Source organism: Moritella dasanensis ArB 0140, from assembly GCF_000276805.1.
Lineage (GTDB): Bacteria > Pseudomonadota > Gammaproteobacteria > Enterobacterales > Moritellaceae > Moritella > Moritella dasanensis.
In genome coordinates this window covers 98,886-119,576 of sequence record NZ_AKXQ01000012.1, presented here as the reverse complement: position 1 = coordinate 119,576, position 20,691 = coordinate 98,886, and the positions used below count along the sequence as shown (strand labels likewise).

Genomic DNA, 20,691 nt, shown 5'->3' with positions numbered 1-20,691 from the left:
ATATTGGTATGCATTAATTGTTTTAATCCTCCTATTTAGGTAATTATTAATGCCATTGACCCAACAACAACAAGCATTGCCCGAACTCGTGCAACTCGAAGCGTTAATCGAATTAGGTGGTAAACACCTGCATAGCGAAGTTTTAGCCCATGTATCCCATCAGAACTCAAGCTACCCGCTTTATTCAGTGAGCATGGGATCGCAAGATCCGAATGTACCAGTAGTGGCTTTTATTGGCGGTATCCATGGTGTCGAACGTATCGGCACTCAGGTTATTTTAGCCTTGTTTGAAAGCCTTATTCGACGATTAAAGTGGGATCAATCTCTGCACCAGGAGCTCAGCCAAGTCAGATTAGTGTTCCTGCCATTAATGAATCCCATCGGTATGCTTAACAATAGTCGCGCCAATGGTAATGGCATCGACTTAATGCGTAACGCACCAGTGGATGCCGTTGGTCGTGTGCCTTGGCTTGTTGGCGGACAACGTATTAGTCATATATTACCTTGGTATCGGGGTAAAAAAGGCAAGGTGATGGAACATGAATCGCGGGTATTGGTTGAACATATTAGCCAGCAGCTATTAACCGCACCATTCAGTATTGCCCTCGACTGCCATTCTGGTTTTGGCTTTAATAATCAGATCTGGTTCCCTTATGCAAAATCAAAACAACCAATCCCGCACCTTGCCGAGATATTCAAATTGCGCAAGATGCTCATCGAAACCTACCCACATCAAGATTATGTGTTCGAACCACAAGCCAGAAATTACATGACGCACGGCGACTTATGGGATTATTTATACGACCAATCACTTACACTCAATACCACCTTTCTGCCGCTCACATTAGAAATGGGGTCTTGGACTTGGATCAAAAAGAACCCACTGCAGGTATTCCAATCCAGTGGTATTTTCCACCCGATTGAGCCCCATCGTATTAAACGGGTATTGCGACAGCACCATGTGCTCATGGAGTTTTTAATCAAGGTAACTGGATCTTATAACCACTGGCTGCCACAACTCAACAAGGAACGTAACCATGCCGATGCAACCTCGCTCTGGTACACTGAGTAATCCGTCAACAACGATAAATACAGCATCAACGTGGTTATTAGTCCGCGGCTTATATCGACAACAGCGACACTGGGAGGCGTTTCCGTCCCAACTAGCCCTACGACTCAATAGCCAAGTATTATGCTGTGATATCGCTGGTACAGGCCAGCAATGGCAAGCGACAACACCAAGCTCAATCACTGGCATCATGCTACAACTGCGGAATGCCTTTAGACAGCAACATCCTGACGTCAGTTATCCAATTAGCTTATTGGGCATTTCGATGGGGGGCATGATCTGCAGTGAATGGGCCAAACATTTTCCCAATGAGATCCAGCGGATGGTGTTTATTAATACCAGTTTCAAACATTTCAGCCCTATTTATCAGCGTTTAAAACCGCATAACATCCCCACGCTACTGAAGGTTTTAACCAGTTCGCCTTTGCAACAAGAGCAAGCCATTTTAACGATGACCAGCGATAGCCAACACAGTCACAGTCATCAAGCATTGGCGCAACGTTGGGCCGATTACGCAGAACAACAACCGATAAACCGTCAGAATGCCTTACGTCAGTTGTATGCTGCCAGCCGTTTTAGTCCACCAGCGCAGCCGCCAATTAAAGCGATTTTGTTACTCGCTAGCACACAGGATAAGCTCGTAGATGTACGTTGCAGCACTGCTATTGCAACCCAATGGCGGTGTCCAATTCATTATCATCCCACTGCTGGTCATGATTTACCGCTTGATGACGGGGGCTGGGTTTGTCAGATGATCATCGACTGGCTCACTGAATAACGCTTTAACAGGCCATACATTATTGACCATTGGCGGGTCATATAATTGCCATAAAAAACCACTAAAAATGTCATCTCCGACTTCTATGATAAAGCCATCAATAATCTAAAGGATGAAGATTATGCTCAACGTAGAAGCGGAAATAAACCAGCGTTACCCCGATTTTTTGCAGAAAAAAACCACCCGCCTTATCGCCAAACCTATGTTGGCGACACTCAGATTACTGTTCCACGAACGTGAATTACGTCAGTTTGGCGAAACTTATGCCCACCTCACTGGCATTGAGTTTATCGAACAAGTATTCGAACACTTTAGTTTTAGTTATTCAGTACGCCCGAACGAAATTGAACGTATTCCAGCAACCGGTAAAGCCGTGATCATTGCCAACCACCCGATTGGCACACTCGATGGCATGGCGTTATTAAAAATGGTCAGCAAGATCCGCCCCGACGTGAAGGTCGTTGCAAATGATATGCTCATGATCATCAAGCCATTAAGTGATTATTTTTTGCCTGTTGATAATATGAATGGCGGGACCGCCAGTCAGCGTTTAAAAGCCATTAATAACCACCTTAAAGACGAAGGTGTGGTAATCATGTTTCCGGCGGGTGAAGTATCGCGTATTAGCCCGCAAGGCGTGAAAGACGGTAAATGGCGCAATGGTTTCTTACGTATCGCCAGCAGCGTGCAAGCCCCTATCATCCCTATTTATATCAATGCTAAAAACTCGCTGTTTTTCTATAGCTTATCCATGTTATCAAAACCGATATCCACCCTGTGGTTAATTCGCGAAATGTTTAAACATGCGCATAACTCGGTGTCGATTCGCATTGGTGAACAGATTAACTACGATACTTATCAAGCGTTAGATTTACCGATTAATACCAAAACAGCACTGTTTCGCAAACATCTATACCGCTTAACCAAAGATAAACCGTCTATTTTCAATACCCAATCAGCCATCGCTCACCCCGAAAACAAAGCCTTATTACGCAGTGAGATACACGCTTGCCAAAAACTCAATGATAGCCGTGATGGCAAACAAATTTACTGCTACCGCCATCAAGCCAACTCCACCATCATGCGTGAAATAGGTCGTTTGCGCGAAGAGTCATTCCGCTTAGTCGGTGAAGGCACGGGCGAACGCCGCGACGTGGATATCTACGATAACTCTTATGTGCATATCTTATTGTGGGATGATAAAGAACTGGAATTAATCGGCGCTTATCGGTTATTAGAAACCAATAAAGTGGGTTTAGCCAACGTACAGCAACAACTCTACAGCGCGACCCTGTTTGATTATCAAGCAGCAATGAGTCCTTATCTCAGCTCTGGTATCGAACTCGGCCGTAGTTTTATTCAGCCAAAATATTGGGGCACGCGCTGTCTGGAATACTTGTGGCAAGGGATCATGGAATATATTATTCAGCACAGTGGTTGTCGCTACCTGTTTGGTACTGTGAGTATCAGTAACAGCTATTCGCAACCTGCAAAAGAGCTGCTGGTATATTACTATCAGCACTTCTACGGTAATCCGAGTAATGTTGCCACGGCGACCATGCCATTTCGCTTATCAGAACAAGCCAGCTTACGTTTAACCGACTTATTCGCTAATACCGACACCGAATCAGGCATGGTCATTTTAAAGGCCCAGCTTAATCATATGGGCTTTAGTGTACCGACCTTGTTTAAGCAATATACCAAGTTATGTAAACCCGGTGGCGTGCAGATTTTTGATTTCAATATTGACCCAAGCTTCAATCATTGCATCGATGGCTTGATCGTATTAGACCTGACCCAATTTACCGATAAGAACAAGAAGCGCTTTAACGCACAAGCACTGCAACTCGAACACGCTTAGTCGCCACTGCTAACATCACCATTATCGCTGCGAGTAACTCAGCGATAATAACTGCTCTTTGCTACATTCTTAATTTGTAACATCTACTGATCTATGTAAAGATCCTGCCCATGCAAATCATGCACAATAATTAATGTATAACAATAAGAGTGGGTAGTAGTCGATGAAACAGTATCTTGATTTATGTACACGAATAGTGGAACAAGGTGTTTGGGTTGAAAATGAACGTACCGGAAAACGCTGTTTAACCGTAATCAATGCTGATCTCACTTATGACGTAGCAAACAATGAGTTTCCGTTGGTAACTACCCGGAAAAGTTTTTGGAAATCAGCCATTGCCGAGATCATTGGTTACATCCGTGGTTATGATAATGCCGCTGACTTTCGCGCATTAGGCACCAAGACATGGGATGCCAATGCCAATGACAACGCAGTTTGGTTAGCAAGCCCACACCGTAAAGGTGAAGACGACATGGGTTATGTGTATGGAGCCTGTGCGCGTAATTGGGTAAAACCACAAGGTGGCACTGTCGATCTACTACGTCAGATCATTGATGACTTAACGAACGGTATTGATAACCGTGGCGAGATCTTAACTTTCTTCAACCCAGGTGCATTTGAATTAGGTTGTTTACGCCCGTGCATGTACAGCCATCACTTTTCATTACTTGGTGATACGTTATACCTAAACAGTACTCAACGTTCGTGTGACGTGCCGCTAGGCTTAAACTTCAATATGGTACAAGTTCATGTATTGTTAGCACTGGTAGCGCAAATTACCGGTCATAAAGCCGGTCAGGCATACCACAAGATTGTGAATGCACACATTTATGAAGATCAGCTGGAATTGATGCGTGACGTGCAATTAAAACGTCAACCATTGCCACTACCTAAGTTACACATCAATCCAAAAATTAAGACCTTAGAAGATTTAGAAACGTGGGTAACCATGGCTGATTTTGAAGTGTCTGATTATCAACACCACGATGCAATAAAGTACCCATTTTCGGTATAGCACTTATCATAAATGATTAAAAGCAGGTTCATGGTCAAGTCCGTGGATTGTCGATAACAAAAGGGCGTTAACTTTATCGGTTAACGCCCTTTTGCATTTTAATGACTGACTACTGAACGATGATTGCTACTGCAATGCCACTTTCCAACCTTGCTGCTCGCAATAAGGCAACAACGACGCTAATGGTAACGGTTTACTGTAGTAATAGCCTTGTAAATAATCGCACCTTAGCAATGTCAGTTCCGCAGCAATCGCTTTGGTTTCCACCCCTTCTGCTACCACACTACAGCCTAGATTTTTCGCAAGGAAAATAATAGAACGGACAATGGCATTATTAGTATTGCCGTTATGCATCGCCATCACAAAAGAACGGTCAATCTTAATTTGGTTAATCGGCAACTCTCGCAAAATAGACATTGATGAAAAGCCGGTACCAAAATCATCCAGGCTAATACGAAAACCCAACCTTGATAATTTAGACAGAATATCGCGGGTTTTGGTTATATCCGTCATGATAGCCGTTTCAGTGACTTCTAATACCAGCTGCACGGGCGATAATAAACCTTCACGAACCAACGCTGAAAGTCGCGTTGAAAAGTAATCATCTTGCAAGTCCAGAGCCGATAGATTGATATGGATACACGCATCAACATCTTGAGCGGCAAAGTCGACTAAGTCCTGAGTGATAGTGTCTAAAACCCACAAGGTGATTTGACGAATCGTGCCATTTTGCTCGGCCAATGGGATAAACTGATCTGGCGGAATAAAACTACCATCCGTTTGTGGCCAACGTAACAAGGCTTCAAAATGATGTACCTTCGTCGATTGTAATTTTACCAACGGCTGGTAATACAGCTGGAATTGATTTTTTGCTAATGCGAGGTGTAACTTACTTGATATAGCAAGACGGGCCTTGGCATCATCGTCTAATGTATCGTTGTACAGTCGATAAGACACCTGCTGCTTTTTCGATTCATACATTGCAGTATCGGCTTTCTGTAATAACGGCGCTATCGTACTGCTATGGTAGGGAAACAAACTGATCCCCGTACTAATGCGTACGTTAAAATTATAACTATTGATATTGAATGGTTTAACTAATGTTTTATCTATGATTGCCATTAAGTCACTAATCTCTGATAGCTCGATGGCATTAAACAATAAAACAAACTCATCGCCACCAACACGTGAAAAGAAACAGCCCTCAGGTAATGCCCGAGACAATCTTTTTGATAGTTTAATCAGCAGTTGATCACCATAGTAGTGTCCTACCACATCATTGATTTGCTTAAAGTCATTTAAATCTAATACAAATACAGAGAAAGGCGCAGCGGCAACAACTTTAGTCGTCACAGTTTCCATAAAATGCAGTCGATTAGGTAAACCTGTTAATGAATCATGCAAGGCATTGTAGCGTTCTTTTTGGGCGATAATATGCAGTTCTTCAATACTGTTGAGGCTAAATTCAATCACCATAAACACAAAAATACTGCCACCAAATAAAATGGTCGATAAGCAGATTTCGACAATAGAAACCGTGGTGATCGTCGTCAAATAATACAGAAAAGAGCAGTAACCGATAAAGAAAAAAACGATTAATAACAGTAATAGCTGCCAGCCTAAACTGTGCACTTGTTTGCAGATTTTAATGGCTGGCTTTAGACTTTGGGATAAAAAAACCAATCCTAACGCAACTAAACAAATAGAGAGAATATTCATACTGCAGTATTACCATAGCTAAACGAGCAGCAAGTCGTTCGTGGAATGCGCTTGTTATTGTTGATAGCGTATCATTAGGTAGGAAGTAATAGAGTCAACATAAAATCAGGCTTTAGAAACAAACCCAATACTACTTAGTTGTTCTACATAGTAATTTATTCTACTGATGAAATTATAACCAACAAGGTGAGTACCTTGATGATTATACCATCACGCCGATACCAATACTAAGCATAACATTGGTATCTGCGTTTGTTTCAACACGATTATTTATCAGTTTTACCTAAAAATAAGGTCGGTTTTTTGTAGGCAACAAACATAATTACCGCACCAAGGAAGATCATTGGCGTCGATAATATTTGCCCCATACTGATCAGATCAAAATACAGACCAAGCTGTGAATCAGGTTGGCGGAAGTATTCAGCTATAAAGCGGAAAATACCATAACCGAACAAGAACAGACCCGAGATTGCGCCAACAGGGCGTGGTTTACGGGCAAATACTTGCAAGATGATAAGTAATAACACGCCTTCCATTGCGAACTGATATAACTGACTTGGGTGTCGTGGTAGATCGCCACCCGTTGGGAATACCATCGCCCAAGGCACATCTGTCACACGACCCCACAGCTCGCCATTAATAAAGTTACCAATACGTCCGGCCGCTAAACCAAACGGCACCATCGGCGCGACAAAGTCTGCAATAACAAAAAACGAACGTTGAGTCTTACGACCAAAATAAACAAACGCCAGTAATACACCAATCAGGCCGCCATGAAATGACATGCCGCCGTCGGTAATACGGAATAAGTACATAGGGTCATCAAGGAATAAGCCAAAGTTGTAAAACAGTACATAACCGATACGACCACCCAAGATCACACCAAGAAAGCCATAGAACAATAGGTCCCCGACTTCGTCTTTATTCCAGCTACTACCCGGCTTCGCTGCTTGACGATTACCCATCCAGTTAGCAAATAAGAAACCAAGTAAATACATCAACCCATACCAATACACGTTGATAGGACCAAGACTGATCGCAATAGGATCAATTTCTGGATATTGTAGATATGTCTGCGACATTAGTGAGTTCCTGAATAAAATAAGTACTCGCCTTGGCTAAGGCAATAAAGTTAAACACACCTTACACCAAATACCAACGACAACAAAGACAGTGCCGTAATAGAATCGGTAAAATAAGGTAAATAAAACCAAAGTATTAGGTTGATAATTAAGTTCTAAAATAGCGATGTAAATAATTGAGGGGAGTTGAATAAGTAATGCCTTTGTATTGAATCCTATAGACAATTCAATACGCAGGCATTATTTAGCATTAACGTCGTTTACGCTTAGCGTCTTTGCGCAAAAAAGGCAATGCCACGGGGGCAAATTCTTTCATCACGCGACGATAAACGTCTTTTTTAAACGATACAACCTGACGTACAGGGTACCAATAACTGACCCAACGCCAATCATCAAACTCAGGATGACCTGTGCATTTAAAGTCGATTTGACTGTCATCCGCTTCCAGACACAGTAAAAACCATTTTTGCTTTTGTCCAATGCAGACCGGTTTACTATCCCATCTGACTAATCGTTTTGGTAACTTATATTTCAACCATGTTTTAGAGGTTGCCAAAATAGAAACATGTTTCTCTTTTAGCCCAACCTCTTCATATAGTTCTCGATACATAGCTTGCTCTGCAGACTCTCCATCATCTACACCACCTTGCGGAAATTGCCAAGAATGTTGCCCACAACGTTTAGCCCATAAAACTTGACCTTCACGATTACAAATTAGGATGCCTACATTAAGACGATAGCCATCGCTATCAATCACATTAGCACCTTAAGGGTAGAACTTAGTTAACTTGATTGTTTCATATAAATCAATGTGCGGCAAACTTACACGAACAGTTTTGCTAAAGATCCATTTACAAAGGCAAAATACCGATCATTTCCAGAAAATGAGCAGATTAACAGGCTTTAATACGGTGGTGCTTTTAAAAAATAGTTAACGCCAAAGCAATTACTACTAACGGGGCTGTTTGCAGTAATTTGATTGCCATTAAAGGCGAATAAGTTTATAAAGCTCTGTAAAATCGAGTCATTCGACTTCCCAGAGTGTTTTCTGTCCTATTCATATAAAATTGAGATTAAACATGTTTGCTAGTAACAAATTTTTAAATAAAACATTGCTTGCCGCTTCAATCATTTTTGCGACATCTGTGCATGCAGCAGAAAAAGTTGATTTGATCATCACAGATGCCACTGTATTAACAATGAACAGTGATAAAACCATTTATGAAAACGGTACAGTCGTGATTAAAGGCAATAAAATTATTGCCGTTGGTGATGCTAAACTTGCACAGCAATACCAAGCAAATAAAATCATGGATGTGGATGGCGACATCGTGATGCCTGGTTTAATTAATACCCATACACACGCATCAATGACGGTATTCCGTTCACTAGCAGATGATGTCCCAGGACGTTTACACCGCTATATCTTCCCATTAGAAAAGAAACTCGTCAGCCGTGACATGGTGCGTATTGGCGCCAACCTCGGTAATCTCGAAATGGTTAAAGGTGGTGTGACAACTTACAGCGACATGTATTACTTTGAAGATGAAGTAGCAAAAACAGTTGATAAGATTGGTATGCGTGCAATCTTAGGTGAAACAGTGATTAAGTTCCCTGTTGCCGATGCCCAGAATGCCCAAGAAGGTATTCAATACGCACTGAACTTTATCGAAGAATACAAAGATCACCCACGTATTACCCCTGCATTTGCACCACATGCGCCGTATACCAATACCACTGAAGTTCTGCAACAAATAACTAAGCTAGCGAAAGAACATAATGTACCAGTACTTATCCACCTTGCTGAATCAGAACGTGAAAACGAGAAAATCGCCGCACGCTCTGACGGTAAATCGCCTGTTGAATACATGGATAGTATTGGTTCACTTGACGAACGTTTAGTGGCTGCGCACATGATCAATGTAAGCGACTCAGATATCGAACTAGTAAAAAAAGCCGGTACCGGTGTTGCGCATAACATGAGTGCCAATATCAAATCAGCAAAAGGGGTATCTCCAGCCCTTAAAATGTATGACGAAGATGTACGCATTGGTTTAGGTACCGATGGTCCAATGTCGGGTAATACACTCAGTACGATTGATGAATTAAACCAAGTAGCTAAAGTCCACAAACTTGTAAACCAAGATCGCGGCGCAATGCCCCCAATTAAAGTGATTGATATGGCTACCATGGGTGCTGCAAGAGCATTACACATGGAAGACAAAATTGGTTCATTAGAAGTAGGTAAATTGGCTGATATTATCGTCATTGATACTAAAGCACCAAACATGGTACCGATGTACAACCCATACTCAGTACTTGTGTATTCAGCTAACGCTGGCAATGTACGCCACTCTATCGTAGCTGGTAAGGTGATCATGCAAGATCGCAATATGCTAACAGTTGATGAAAAACAGATTATTGAAGAAGCAATCGAGTTTACTAAAAAAGTACGTAAAACAGTAATCGAAAATGGTGAAAAGGTTATCTAAATAGGTCGTTTTTAATAGCGCCTATAAACCATCAAAACCAGGGTGTTTCACCTTGGTTTTATACCTTACGCTAATACATCTCTTATTATAAAGGCGATAACGTAACCTTTAACACCTCGTGTATTGCTCAATAAAACAGCAATTTTTCAATAAAAACCCTGATCATCCACAATAATCACAGTTATACACATAACGAGTGTGGAAAAGTAATTGAAATTGAGCTAAACAGCACGACTGAGCGCTATTATCGATATTTATTAACAAAGTTTAGCCTTTAAACCGGAAGTTATCCCCGTTTTCTGTGGATAACCTTGTGTAGTGTTTTTATTATTACCATTTAACATAATAAAACTGTGATGAAATTATCCACACCCTCTTCAAAATATATAAAAAATGTTTTAAAACAAAGCCTTAAAATCAAATTTCAACTTGAAACATCTACGTAACACAAAAGTGAGACCTAAGCCTCGTTTTGTATGTAAAACGACCGTTAACAGCTAGATTTAAAAGTGTTATTCTGCTAGATGAAACCTTGAAAAATAAGAATTATTTACATGCCATCAATTATAAATGCCCCCCAAGATATCAATGAGCTGATGATCCGCGCCCAGGACATTGCCGGATTTAACCTGCAGCAGATAGCCGCTATTCATCAACTGAACGTGCCTGATGATCTGCGTAAGCAGAAAGGCTGGATTGGACAGCTGCTAGAACTGCACCTTGGTGCGACGGCTGGCAGTAAACCCATTCAGGATTTTCCAGAACTCGGGGTTGAATTAAAAACCATCCCGATTAATGCGCAAGGTAAACCGCTAGAAACAACGTTTGTTTGTGTTGCCCCATTAACTGGTAATCACGGCATTACTTGGCAGACCTGCAGCGTGGCGAATAAATTAAAGCAGGTTTTGTGGATCCCAGTGCTCGGTGAGCGTGATATTCCAATAGCAGAACGGATTATTGGTTCACCACTACTGTGGCAACCCGATTCGCTTGAGAGTGCTCAGTTACAAGAAGACTGGGAAGAGTTAATGGATATGATAGCGCTTGGGCAAGTAGAACAAATCACAGCGCATCACGGTAAGTATCTACAGCTTCGTCCTAAGGCAGCAAACAATAAAGTCCGTACCAAGGCGTATGGCAGTGAGGGGGAGATCATCCAAGTTCGACCACGAGGTTTTTATCTAAAGAAAGCATTTACCCATCAGTTACTCAAAAAACACTTCAATATCTGATCGAAAAATATTACGCAGATTATTATTTAATATATCTTTAAAATTAGGAAAAAAAAAGGCCCGTCATATGACGGACCTTAACTGCATGAAAAAAGGACTATTTGCTTTTACGCTTGCCCAATTTTTCTTTAATACGTGCAGCTTTACCAGTAAGACCACGTAGGTAGTATAGCTTAGCTTGACGAACATCGCCGTGACGCTTAACAGTGATGCTTGCTACCACTGGAGAATGTGTTTGGAATACACGTTCCACACCTTCACCGTTTGAACTGATTTTACGAACTGTGAATGCAGAGTGCAGACCACGGTTACGTTTAGCGATAACTACGCCTTCAAAAGCCTGTAGACGTGATTTATCGCCTTCAACAACTTTAACATGTACTACAACTGTAGCACCTGGTGCGAAAGCTGGTAAATCTGTTTTCATTTGATCTTGTTCGATCTGTGCAATTATGTTGCTCATTTTCTATACCCTAGAATAAACTGAAAAACTCTACTTTAACTCGCGACTTTCGCGAACGATCTCAACAAGAATTTTTTCTTGCAGATCAGTCAGAGCTAGGTTACTTAATAAATCAGGTCGTCGTTCTAACGTTCGAGCTAAAGACTGTTTCTGTCTATATTGGCTAATTTTACTATGGTTGCCACTAAGGAGAACCTTAGGAACAGCCAAACCATCCAACACTTCCGGACGCGTATAATGCGGACAATCTAAAAGACCATCTGCAAACGAATCTTGCTCCGCGGATGCCTGAGTGCCTAAAACACCCGGTATCATGCGTGAAACAGCATCAATCATCGTCATTGCGGCAAGTTCACCACCGGTTAACACGAAGTCACCGATAGACCACTCTTCATCAACTTCCGATTGGATGATACGCTCATCGATACCTTCATAACGGCCACAAATAAAAATCATCTTTTCATTTGTTGCCAAGTCCAGTACGCCAGCTTGATCCAATTTACGTCCTTGCGGTGAAAGATAAATAACTTTCGCCTCACCACCTGCTGCCTGTTTTGCTGCATGGATAGCATCTCGTAATGGTTGAACCATCATCAACATGCCAGGGCCACCACCATAAGGTCGGTCATCGACCGTCTTATGTTTATCGTGGGCAAAATCTCTTGGGTTCCAAGTTTGGAACTTCAGCAGATCGCGTTTTATTGCTCGACCGATAACTCCTTGTTCAGTGATGGCATTAAACATCTCTGGAAAAAGGCTAATAACCCCTAACCACATACTTGCCTCCGCTGACAATGAGTCTTAAAAACTCGGATCCCAATTAACAATAATTTTTTGAGTAGTAATATCAACATTGATAATCACTGTCTCATAAAGAAACGGAACTAACCGTTCTTTTTTTCCGAAGGCATCTGTTGCATTCGCTTTAATCACTAATACGTCGTTAGAACCGGTTTCCATCATATCTGTGACTTTGCCTAACGTATAACCCTTGTCTGTCTCAACAGAGCAGCCAATAAGGTCACGCCAGTAAAAATCATCATCTAATGCAGGAAGTTGATCAGCGTTTATAGCAATCTCAGCACCCGTAAGGGCCTGCGCTTCTTCACGAACATCAACACCAACTAACTTAGCAACTAAACCTTTGCCATGGCGTTTGCAATCTTCAATCGCCACTTCAACCCATTCGCCTTTTTGCTCGATGAGCCAAGGTGAATAGTCAAAGATTCCTTCTGGAATATCGGTAAAGGAGTTAATTTTCATCCAGCCCTTAATGCCGTAAACAGCACCAAGACGGCCAACTACCATAGGTTTGTCAGTTGAACTCACAAGATCTCCTTACCTTAAGATAATTAAGCAGCTTTAGCAGCGTCTTTGATTAACTTAGCAACTGTGTTTGAAACTGTAGCGCCTTTAGCAACCCAAGCTTCAATTTTCACGTTGTCAAGACGAACACGTTCTTCTTGACCAGCAGCCATTGGGTTAAAGAAACCTAGCTTTTCGATGAATTTACCATCACGAGCATTACGGCTATCTGTAACAACAACTGTGTAGAAAGGTGATTTCTTAGAACCACCACGAGATAAACGAATAGTAACCATATCGTCCTCTTTATAAATTAAGTGTGTATTCCGACCTTGCACTGACAAGGTCCCATTTAGTTCAAATTGTACTCAAGAGTGAGAAATAGTACTCACGAATGAGACGATTCGAAGTCGCGCAATTTTACTCTTATTTTTATTAAAAGCAACCTTATTGTGTTACATGAACACTTTAGTTAGCGCTATTTATACTATAAACAATCATTATGCTGTCATTATGTCGATTAGACGTAACTTAACCAGAATAAGCGGAAATAAAAAAGCCCTGCTATGATAGCAAGGCTTGAGGTAGATATTGCAGCAAGGCTTTAGATAAATAGTCGCCAGATTTAAATAAAACGACTATATAAAGAAGGGTTTTAGAACGAGGGTTTAACCAAACGGTCCTTTACCACCGCCCATACCACCCATGCCGCCGCCCATTCCTGGTGGCATCATACCTTTCATTTTACCCATCATTTTTTTCATGCCGCCTTTACCCGACATTTTTTTCATCATTTTTTGCATCTGCGTAAACTGTTTAAGCAGTTTATTCACATCTTGGATCTGAGCACCAGACCCCATCGCAATACGGCGCTTACGCGAGCCTTTGATGATTTCTGGACGTTGACGCTCTGCAGGCGTCATTGAATTAATGATCGCTTCCATACGGTTCGTTAATTTGTCATCCATTTGGTCTTTAACAGCATCAGGAACCTGGTTCATACCTGGTAACTTATCCATCATGCCCATCATGCCGCCCATGCTTTTCATTTGCACCAGCTGATCACGGAAATCTTCTAAATCAAAGCCTTTACCTTTCTGAACTTTTTTAGCCAGTTTTTCAGCTTTATCTTTATCGACATTACGTTCTACTTCTTCGATAAGTGATAAAACATCACCCATACCTAAAATACGCGACGCGATACGTTCTGGATGGAAAGGTTCTAATGCATCAATCTTTTCGCCCATACCGATAAACTTAATTGGTTTACCGGTAATATGACGAATAGATAATGCTGCACCACCACGCGCATCACCATCAGCTTTCGTTAAGATGATACCGGTTAATGGTAGGCTCTCATTAAATGCTGCGGCGGTGTTTGCCGCATCTTGACCTGTCATCGCATCAACAACGAATAAGGTTTCAATTGGGTTAATCGCCGCGTGTAGCTCTTGGATCTCGTTCATCATGTCAGTATCAACATGTAAACGACCCGCAGTATCGACAATCACCACATCAATAAATGACTTACGTGCGTATTCGATTGCGGCATTGGCAATATCAACCGGCTTTTGATCAACATTACTTGGGAAGAACTCAACATCAACTTCTGCTGCTAGCATTTCTAGCTGTTTGATTGCCGCTGGACGGTAAACGTCAGCACTTACAACCAATACAGATTTCTTTTCACGTTGTTTTAAAAACAGCGCTAGTTTGGCTACCGAGGTGGTTTTACCCGCACCTTGTAAACCGGCCATCATTAATACTGCTGGCGGTTGCGCAGCAAGGTTTAATGTTTCATTGGCTTCACCCATTGCCGACTCAAGTTCGCTTTGCACGATCTTAATGAAGGCTTGACCTGGATTAAGACTCTTAGAAACATCTTGGCCCAGGGCTTTTTCTTTTACGTTTTTAATAAATTCGCGTACGACTGGTAAAGCTACATCCGCTTCGAGTAACGCCATGCGCACTTCACGTAGTGTCTCTTTGACATTATCTTCAGTCAAACGACCACGGCCACTGACGTTTTTCAGCGTTGCCGATAAGCGATCTGTTAAATTCTCAAACATGACGTTATCCGTTATAAATTAGATTAAATGCAATAATTACTGATGATTATAACCTTATTTGAGGGCAAAAATCACACACTCAAGTCATCCCTAGGTATTGTTTTATAAAAAAATAATATTTTCCTTTCTAAATAATGCATTTGAATATAGCTCTATAGATATAGCAAGCGTATACTGGACTACATAATTACATATAAATCAACATTAAAGTGAGCCCTATGGAACTGTTTGCTCTCGGCGCTATTATTTTTTATATAGCTGCAATTTATAATTGCATTACAGCCTTAACTGTAAAGCAAAAGACGAGTATACGTACTATTTTCACCTTAGGTGCAGGCGCAACACTTTGCCATCTGTTTTGGATGGGGTTTGATATTGTAACGACAGCAGGGATTAATCTGAGCATTGTGAATGTCGCGGCGCTTATCAGTTTGCTGATCTCGATCATCATGACGCTGTCGATCAATAAATTTAAAATATTGCCTTTATTACCAATCGTCTATGGATTTTCGACCATTGTCATTGCGATAAGCTACCTGTTACCAACGATTTACATTTCCAATTTAAGTGATAATACCCCACTGGTTGTGCATATCGTCGTGATCTTATTTGCCTATGCAGCATTTATTGTTGCGAGTTTACTGGCACTGCAAATGGCCTACTTAGATTATCAGCTCAAGCACAAACGTCCGATTGCCATGCACCCTGCACTGCCCTCGTTAATGACGATAGAAAAACAGTTAATTAGATTATTAAGTATAGGCTTAGCATTATTATCAATAGCCATACTGACCAGTTTTATATTTTTTGAAGATGCATTTACCCACACACAAGCACATAAAACCGTATTGTCTATCTTAGCTTGGCTGTTCTATTCAGTGTTACTCTGGGGACACTTTAAGCAAGGTTGGCGTAGCAATAAGATTGCATTTGGTACGCTATTTGGTTCTATACTGCTGTCATTAGCCTATTTCGGTTCTCGCTTTGTAAAAGAGGTTCTCCTCCATTAATACCAAGCGACACTGATAACAGACACCGAACAATTTCTATACATACACTCGCGTAATCAAAGGATAACACTTGGACGACATATCAACGGGGACCTTGTTTGGTCTCCTGACAATTTTAATTCTTATATCTGCTTATTTCTCTAGCTCAGAAACTGGCATGATGTCTCTCAATCGTTACAGGCTTAAGCACCTGGTTAAAAATAACCATACGGGTGCGAAACGTGTAGAAAAACTCCTCAACAGACCAGATCGATTGATTGGTCTTATCCTAATTGGTAACAACCTGGTCAACATCTTAGCCTCATCTATAGCAACGATTCTAGGCATGCGTTTATTTGCAGAAAATGAAGCCCTTGGTTTAGCCGTGTCGACCGGTTTATTAACGATTGTGATCCTAATTTTTGCTGAAGTAACACCGAAAACTTTAGCCGCACTGCACCCTGAAAAAGTGGCATTCCCAAGTTCATTTATCTTACGTCCATTACTCACGCTATTTTACCCGCTAGTCTGGCTCGTAAACATCATTTCTAATGGCCTCCTGCGTCTTTTCCGTGTCAATGTGGAACATGATAACAATGGTGCTTTAAACTCTGAAGAACTGCGTACCGTGGTACATGAAGCGGGTGCGATGATCCCACAACGTCACCAAGATATGCTTATCAGTATTTTAGATCTAGAAAAAGTAACGGTTGATGACGTCATGGTGCCGCGTAACGAAATCATCGCCATCGACATTAACGATGAATGGGAGATCTTGTTACGTCAATTACGTAATATTTCACATACCAGAGTATTGTTATACCGAGATACCATCGATGATGCGGTTGGTTTCGTCCATACCCGAGATGCATTACGTCTGTTACTCAAAGAACAGTTGGATAAAACCACGCTATTACGGGCGGTAAAAGAGCTGTATTTCATTCCAGAATCAACACCGCTGAATGTGCAGCTGTTAAAGTTCCAGCGTAAGAAAGAACGTATTGGCTTAATCGTCGACGAGTATGGTGATATCCAAGGCTTGGTAACACTAGAAGACATCTTAGAAGAGATTGTTGGTGACTTTACGACGACAATGGCGCCTTCTGCGAGTGAAGAGATTGTGGCACAACCCGACGGCAGCTATATCATTGATGGTACTGCCAACATACGTGACATTAATAAAGAAATGAGCTGGCACTTCCCAACCGATGGTCCAAAAACCTTAAACGGTTTGATTTTAGAATATTTGGAAGAGATCCCGGTATCGAATATCAGCCTAAAAATTGCAGGCCATCCACTGGAAGTTTTAGCCATCGAAAACAATGTTATCCAACGTGTTCGTGTTCAAGCCGCCGAAAAAAACAAGTCCGACATAACGCCTTAAAACGCGTTATTCCCGTACTGAACATAAATCGTAGATAATAAAAAAGCACCTAATTAGGTGCTTTTTTTATTAACGTTTAAATGAATAAAAATTAATATTTATTTGTTTGCGTTTTTAACTGCGTCTTTCAGTGCTTTACCAGCAACGAATGCAGGAATTGTAGCAGCAGAAATTTGAATTTCTTCACCCGTTTGTGGGTTACGGCCAGTACGTGCTGAACGTTCGCTTACTTTAAAAGTACCGAAGCCGATAAGCTGTACAGCTTCTTTTTCTTTAAGGCTATCAGTGATCGCACTTAGGATCTCTTCAAGTGCTGCTTTAGCTTGTACTTTAGTTAAATCTGCTTTCGCTGCAACTGCATCGATTAATTGAGTTTTGTTCATAAGAATGTCCTTTCTGCTATTCAATAATATTAAACTGTTAAACACTCTATTCAAAAAAACCGTTGACCGCAAAGGATTTATCGCCTTAATTCGGCCAATTGCTGAGAGAATAATCAACAAATGGGCGAGCGCTCACACTAATCTCACTCTATGTACAAAAAAACATCATAAAAAAGTCACTATTATTACAGTGACAACTTGCCACAATAGCCGTTACCACCAGTGCTGACGGCTATTTAATGATATTTCAATTAATTAATCTAAGGTAATACCAATATTAGAAATACCGTCATTTTTTGCAAATTGGCGTATTGCTTTAATACTATCAGGTGATTTTTGTACCGTTAATAGATCTAATACGGCTTGTTGAAACTCAAACTCTTCTTTCATTAATTCATCAGCAAACATGATTTCTTCATCAAGCTCTTCGCCTGCTAACGCTTCTAAATAGCTCGCCACTGTACCAATAGAAACACGTGATGCATTAATTGCTTCGTTCACGTCTGGATCAGGTCCGACTAAACTATTAAAGGCACTGTTTAATGTAACGCATGCATCAAGTGCTGGATAAACACCATACACATCAAATTTATCGACATTTGGAATAATGGGTTCGAAGCGGTCATATTGAATAGCAAAGTTGATTTTGCTGCTTTTAACCGTTAATGACTCCCAAAATAGATCAAGTGATAAGCGGAATTGCTGTGCATCACCAGTTTCACAAGCTTCAGAAAATAATTTGTAGTTAGGGTAACTACGTTCAGCAAGCGCCGCTATAAAGCTCACTTTCTGCCAAGGTAATAATTTCATTAATTGCTGTTCATAGTTTGCTTCAAGCACAGAAATAACCTCTTATTTATTGTTTTCATTCTTTCTATAATAGTAAAACATTGCCAATTTAATGTAGCTATTTAGCTAAAGCTATTCGCTTAAGCGCAATTACCTACAAATGACGCGTATGTTCTACTCGAGTTCGATGACCATTTATATCGACACTAGGGCAATAAAAGCATGAGAACGTCACCTCATACCTTGCTACTTTGATGCATGCCCGATACATGTCTAGATAATATTTTCATATTAAAAAATTTAGTGTCTCGCGAGGAGTCCAGCTATTTATACTCGCTATATTAGAGAGATACAAGACTGACCAAACCAATCTAACGAAATCGACGTTAATTCAAACGAAAAGATCAAGATCACAAATTCATTCGTATAATCTAGTACTTAAGATCAAACTTAAGTTCACATCATCCAATGCTATTATTTGTTCATCAAGTAACAATCATCATTCAAGGTTCATTACAGCGAAATGTCTCTGTCGATTAACGGATTAATCAGCACATTATCGCTCTAATTATTAACTTTAAAACTTTATAACTCTTATCGAGTCAACATCGCTACGAATTAAAATCAGGGATTGATATGAAACGTATATTTATTATTTCAGCACTCGCGTGCGCTATTTCACCGACCACTTTTGCTTCTCAACTGTATTTTGATGCACGTAACGATGCGATGGGTGGTGCAGGTGTTGCATCTTCCGATTTTGTTACTGCCGCCTTTGTTAACCCAGCACTGCTAGGTCAAGGAAAAACAGATTACATTGGTGTCATCTTACCTGCTATTCCATATAGTGATGATGGCCATACTCGTTATGCGCCGACCTCTTTTGGCGTCAACACTGAAACTTCAGATGCATTCTTAGGTGCATTAGATAACGTGAAAACAGCGCAAGATGATTATGACAATAATACCAATCCATTAACTGCATTGGCCTATGCTAATGCACTGGGTGAATTTGATGGCCAGCGTATGGGCCTCAATGTCGGTACCAGCTTTGCCATTGCATTACCAAGCAAGGCCTTATCTGTGGCTTTCTTTGGTAACTCTTACATGACCAGCATTGCCACAGCGAAAGTCAGTCAAAATGATATCGACCTAGCCAATAGCCAAAATTTGGATGATCTTGATAGTAAAGTTAATCTGGCTGGTGTTTCCATCTCCGACCTTGGTCTGGCACTATCAATGAATTGGGACGCCGATATAGCGACAGTTTCTATAGGCATATCACCAAAATATCAACGTATCGATACTTACAGTTATGATATTTCGATCAATGACGATGGCATCTCTGAGTTTGAAGATGGTTTCCTCGATGGCTTAGATAAGCAAAGCCATTTCAACATAGATGCTGGTGTTGCGATTGATTTTTATGATATTTTCCGCGTGGCGGTGAGTGGTCGAAACATGCTGAAAAAAGATCTAGAAATAGAAACAACTGCCTATAAAGGCATTAACCAAGCTGATGAAAAAATGATATTTACGCTAGCGCCATTAGTCACAGCGGGTGTTGCTCTGCATCATGATTACGCCACACTGACCGCAGAAATGGATTTGAATGATGCGATTGGTTTTGAAAGCAATAGTCAATCTCGCTATGCACGCGGTGGTGTTGAAGCGAACCTATTTGATTTTTTACAATTACGGGCCGGTATTCGTCATGATTTGAATGATATTCGTGAAGACTTATACACCTTAGGTTTTGGTATTTCGCCGATGAATTTAGTCCACATTGACCTCGCCGCGACAATCAGTAAAAACGGCGCTTACAGCGTTTACCAAGACGGTGAATTCAGTGATGGCGGCCTTAATTCAGCCAGTACTACTGGTGACGATGCAGCCTATGGCATTGACGGTTTCGTATTACAAGTATCAGCTAAGTTCTAAATTAATATGCGGTAAAAACAAATAATGCCAGGTTTAATAATAAAAATAATCCGATAACGCCTGCCTAAACTGGTCTTTTTATTATTAAACCGTAAAATAACGGCAACTATATTTCTATGA

At 41.0% G+C, this 20,691-nt stretch carries 19 protein-coding genes; 9 read left to right on the top strand and 10 right to left on the bottom strand.

What is annotated here, in order from left to right; translation table 11 throughout:
• Window positions 1-49: 49 nt before the first annotated feature.
• The 4 genes from A923_RS0111920 to A923_RS0111905 all read left to right on the top strand — a co-directional run bounded on the left by A923_RS0111920 (window position 50) and on the right by A923_RS0111905 (window position 4,723).
• A complete protein-coding gene (locus A923_RS0111920) occupies window positions 50-1,072 on the top strand; it encodes a M14 family zinc carboxypeptidase (protein ID WP_017221908.1) in 1,023 nt (340 codons plus the stop codon).
• Window positions 1,038-1,847 (top strand): alpha/beta fold hydrolase, encoded by an 810-nt coding sequence (locus A923_RS0111915; RefSeq protein ID WP_017221907.1) that lies wholly within the window; start codon window positions 1,038-1,040, stop codon window positions 1,845-1,847. Before A923_RS0111920 ends, A923_RS0111915 begins: the two co-directional genes overlap by 35 nt.
• A 121-nt stretch (window positions 1,848-1,968) precedes the next feature.
• Window positions 1,969-3,708, top strand: a complete 1,740-nt coding sequence (gene olsF / locus A923_RS0111910; protein WP_017221906.1) for a bifunctional ornithine lipid synthase OlsF — start codon at window positions 1,969-1,971, stop codon at window positions 3,706-3,708.
• 163 nt (window positions 3,709-3,871) lie between these two features.
• Window positions 3,872-4,723, top strand: a complete 852-nt coding sequence (locus A923_RS0111905) for a thymidylate synthase (protein WP_017221905.1) — start codon at window positions 3,872-3,874, stop codon at window positions 4,721-4,723.
• Window positions 4,724-4,849: 126 nt separating this feature from the next.
• Here A923_RS0111905 and A923_RS0111900 read toward each other — a convergent pair whose 3' ends face one another.
• From A923_RS0111900 to rppH, 3 genes are all read right to left on the bottom strand, one after another.
• Window positions 4,850-6,442 carry a putative bifunctional diguanylate cyclase/phosphodiesterase gene (locus tag A923_RS0111900; RefSeq protein ID WP_017221904.1) on the bottom strand — a complete coding sequence of 531 codons (1,593 nt, stop codon included), beginning with the start codon at window positions 6,440-6,442 and terminating at the stop codon, window positions 4,850-4,852.
• Window positions 6,443-6,708: 266 nt separating this feature from the next.
• Complete coding sequence (gene lgt, locus A923_RS0111895; protein ID WP_017221903.1) at window positions 6,709-7,524, bottom strand: prolipoprotein diacylglyceryl transferase; 816 nt, start codon at window positions 7,522-7,524, stop codon at window positions 6,709-6,711.
• 250 nt (window positions 7,525-7,774) lie between these two features.
• Window positions 7,775-8,281 (bottom strand): RNA pyrophosphohydrolase, encoded by a 507-nt coding sequence (gene rppH, locus A923_RS0111890; protein ID WP_017221902.1) that lies wholly within the window; start codon window positions 8,279-8,281, stop codon window positions 7,775-7,777.
• Window positions 8,282-8,603: 322 nt separating this feature from the next.
• On the opposite strand from rppH, the gene A923_RS0111885 reads away from it, so the two are divergent.
• Complete coding sequence (locus A923_RS0111885) at window positions 8,604-10,016, top strand: amidohydrolase (RefSeq protein WP_017221901.1); 1,413 nt, start codon at window positions 8,604-8,606, stop codon at window positions 10,014-10,016.
• A 554-nt stretch (window positions 10,017-10,570) separates the two neighbouring features.
• A complete protein-coding gene (gene mutH / locus A923_RS0111880; protein ID WP_017221900.1) occupies window positions 10,571-11,248 on the top strand; it encodes a DNA mismatch repair endonuclease MutH in 678 nt (225 codons plus the stop codon).
• Between the two features lie 97 nt (window positions 11,249-11,345).
• On the opposite strand, the gene rplS is transcribed toward mutH, so the two are convergent.
• The 5 genes from rplS to ffh all read right to left on the bottom strand — a co-directional run bounded on the left by rplS (window position 11,346) and on the right by ffh (window position 15,085).
• Entirely contained in the window at window positions 11,346-11,711 is a 366-nt protein-coding gene (gene rplS / locus A923_RS0111875; RefSeq protein WP_017221899.1) for a 50S ribosomal protein L19, read from the bottom strand.
• Window positions 11,712-11,741: 30 nt separating this feature from the next.
• Window positions 11,742-12,488, bottom strand: a complete 747-nt coding sequence (gene trmD, locus A923_RS0111870; protein WP_017221898.1) for a tRNA (guanosine(37)-N1)-methyltransferase TrmD — start codon at window positions 12,486-12,488, stop codon at window positions 11,742-11,744.
• A gap of 24 nt (window positions 12,489-12,512) precedes the next feature.
• Window positions 12,513-13,040: a ribosome maturation factor RimM gene (gene rimM, locus A923_RS0111865; RefSeq protein ID WP_017221897.1), complete on the bottom strand. Its 528-nt coding sequence runs from the start codon at window positions 13,038-13,040 to the stop codon at window positions 12,513-12,515.
• Between the two features lie 23 nt (window positions 13,041-13,063).
• A complete protein-coding gene (rpsP, locus tag A923_RS0111860) occupies window positions 13,064-13,312 on the bottom strand; it encodes a 30S ribosomal protein S16 (protein WP_006033748.1) in 249 nt (82 codons plus the stop codon).
• Between the two features lie 372 nt (window positions 13,313-13,684).
• Complete coding sequence (gene ffh / locus A923_RS0111855) at window positions 13,685-15,085, bottom strand: signal recognition particle protein (protein ID WP_017221896.1); 1,401 nt, start codon at window positions 15,083-15,085, stop codon at window positions 13,685-13,687.
• A gap of 218 nt (window positions 15,086-15,303) precedes the next feature.
• On the opposite strand from ffh, the gene A923_RS0111850 reads away from it, so the two are divergent.
• The gene (locus A923_RS0111850; RefSeq protein WP_017221895.1) at window positions 15,304-16,095 is read left to right on the top strand and encodes a cytochrome C assembly family protein; all 792 of its coding nucleotides are present in this window, start codon (window positions 15,304-15,306) and stop codon (window positions 16,093-16,095) included.
• A gap of 70 nt (window positions 16,096-16,165) precedes the next feature.
• Window positions 16,166-17,458 (top strand): HlyC/CorC family transporter, encoded by a 1,293-nt coding sequence (locus A923_RS0111845; RefSeq protein WP_017221894.1) that lies wholly within the window; start codon window positions 16,166-16,168, stop codon window positions 17,456-17,458.
• A 98-nt stretch (window positions 17,459-17,556) separates the two neighbouring features.
• Here the strand turns inward: A923_RS0111845 and A923_RS0111840 are convergent, their stop codons facing one another.
• Both A923_RS0111840 and A923_RS0111835 read right to left on the bottom strand, forming a co-directional pair.
• Window positions 17,557-17,841 carry an HU family DNA-binding protein gene (locus A923_RS0111840; RefSeq protein ID WP_017221893.1) on the bottom strand — a complete coding sequence of 95 codons (285 nt, stop codon included), beginning with the start codon at window positions 17,839-17,841 and terminating at the stop codon, window positions 17,557-17,559.
• A gap of 255 nt (window positions 17,842-18,096) precedes the next feature.
• A complete protein-coding gene (locus A923_RS0111835) occupies window positions 18,097-18,681 on the bottom strand; it encodes a YjaG family protein (protein WP_017221892.1) in 585 nt (194 codons plus the stop codon).
• A gap of 585 nt (window positions 18,682-19,266) precedes the next feature.
• Between A923_RS0111835 and traF the strand changes: the two genes are divergently transcribed.
• Window positions 19,267-20,571, top strand: a complete 1,305-nt coding sequence (gene traF / locus A923_RS0111830; protein WP_017221891.1) for a conjugal transfer protein TraF — start codon at window positions 19,267-19,269, stop codon at window positions 20,569-20,571.
• Window positions 20,572-20,691 lie beyond the last annotated feature (120 nt).

Coding starts and splice junctions, on each gene's coding strand:
- A923_RS0111920 (WP_017221908.1), top strand. CDS start 50: ATGCCATTGACCCAACAACAACAAGCATTGCCCGAACTCGTGCAACTC.
- A923_RS0111915 (WP_017221907.1), top strand. CDS start 1,038: ATGCCGATGCAACCTCGCTCTGGTACACTGAGTAATCCGTCAACAACG.
- olsF (WP_017221906.1), top strand. CDS start 1,969: ATGCTCAACGTAGAAGCGGAAATAAACCAGCGTTACCCCGATTTTTTG.
- A923_RS0111905 (WP_017221905.1), top strand. CDS start 3,872: ATGAAACAGTATCTTGATTTATGTACACGAATAGTGGAACAAGGTGTT.
- A923_RS0111900 (WP_017221904.1), bottom strand. CDS start 6,442: ATGAATATTCTCTCTATTTGTTTAGTTGCGTTAGGATTGGTTTTTTTA.
- lgt (WP_017221903.1), bottom strand. CDS start 7,524: ATGTCGCAGACATATCTACAATATCCAGAAATTGATCCTATTGCGATC.
- A923_RS0111885 (WP_017221901.1), top strand. CDS start 8,604: ATGTTTGCTAGTAACAAATTTTTAAATAAAACATTGCTTGCCGCTTCA.
- mutH (WP_017221900.1), top strand. CDS start 10,571: ATGCCATCAATTATAAATGCCCCCCAAGATATCAATGAGCTGATGATC.
- rplS (WP_017221899.1), bottom strand. CDS start 11,711: ATGAGCAACATAATTGCACAGATCGAACAAGATCAAATGAAAACAGAT.
- trmD (WP_017221898.1), bottom strand. CDS start 12,488: ATGTGGTTAGGGGTTATTAGCCTTTTTCCAGAGATGTTTAATGCCATC.
- rpsP (WP_006033748.1), bottom strand. CDS start 13,312: ATGGTTACTATTCGTTTATCTCGTGGTGGTTCTAAGAAATCACCTTTC.
- ffh (WP_017221896.1), bottom strand. CDS start 15,085: ATGTTTGAGAATTTAACAGATCGCTTATCGGCAACGCTGAAAAACGTC.
- A923_RS0111850 (WP_017221895.1), top strand. CDS start 15,304: ATGGAACTGTTTGCTCTCGGCGCTATTATTTTTTATATAGCTGCAATT.
- A923_RS0111840 (WP_017221893.1), bottom strand. CDS start 17,841: ATGAACAAAACTCAATTAATCGATGCAGTTGCAGCGAAAGCAGATTTA.
- traF (WP_017221891.1), top strand. CDS start 19,267: ATGAAACGTATATTTATTATTTCAGCACTCGCGTGCGCTATTTCACCG.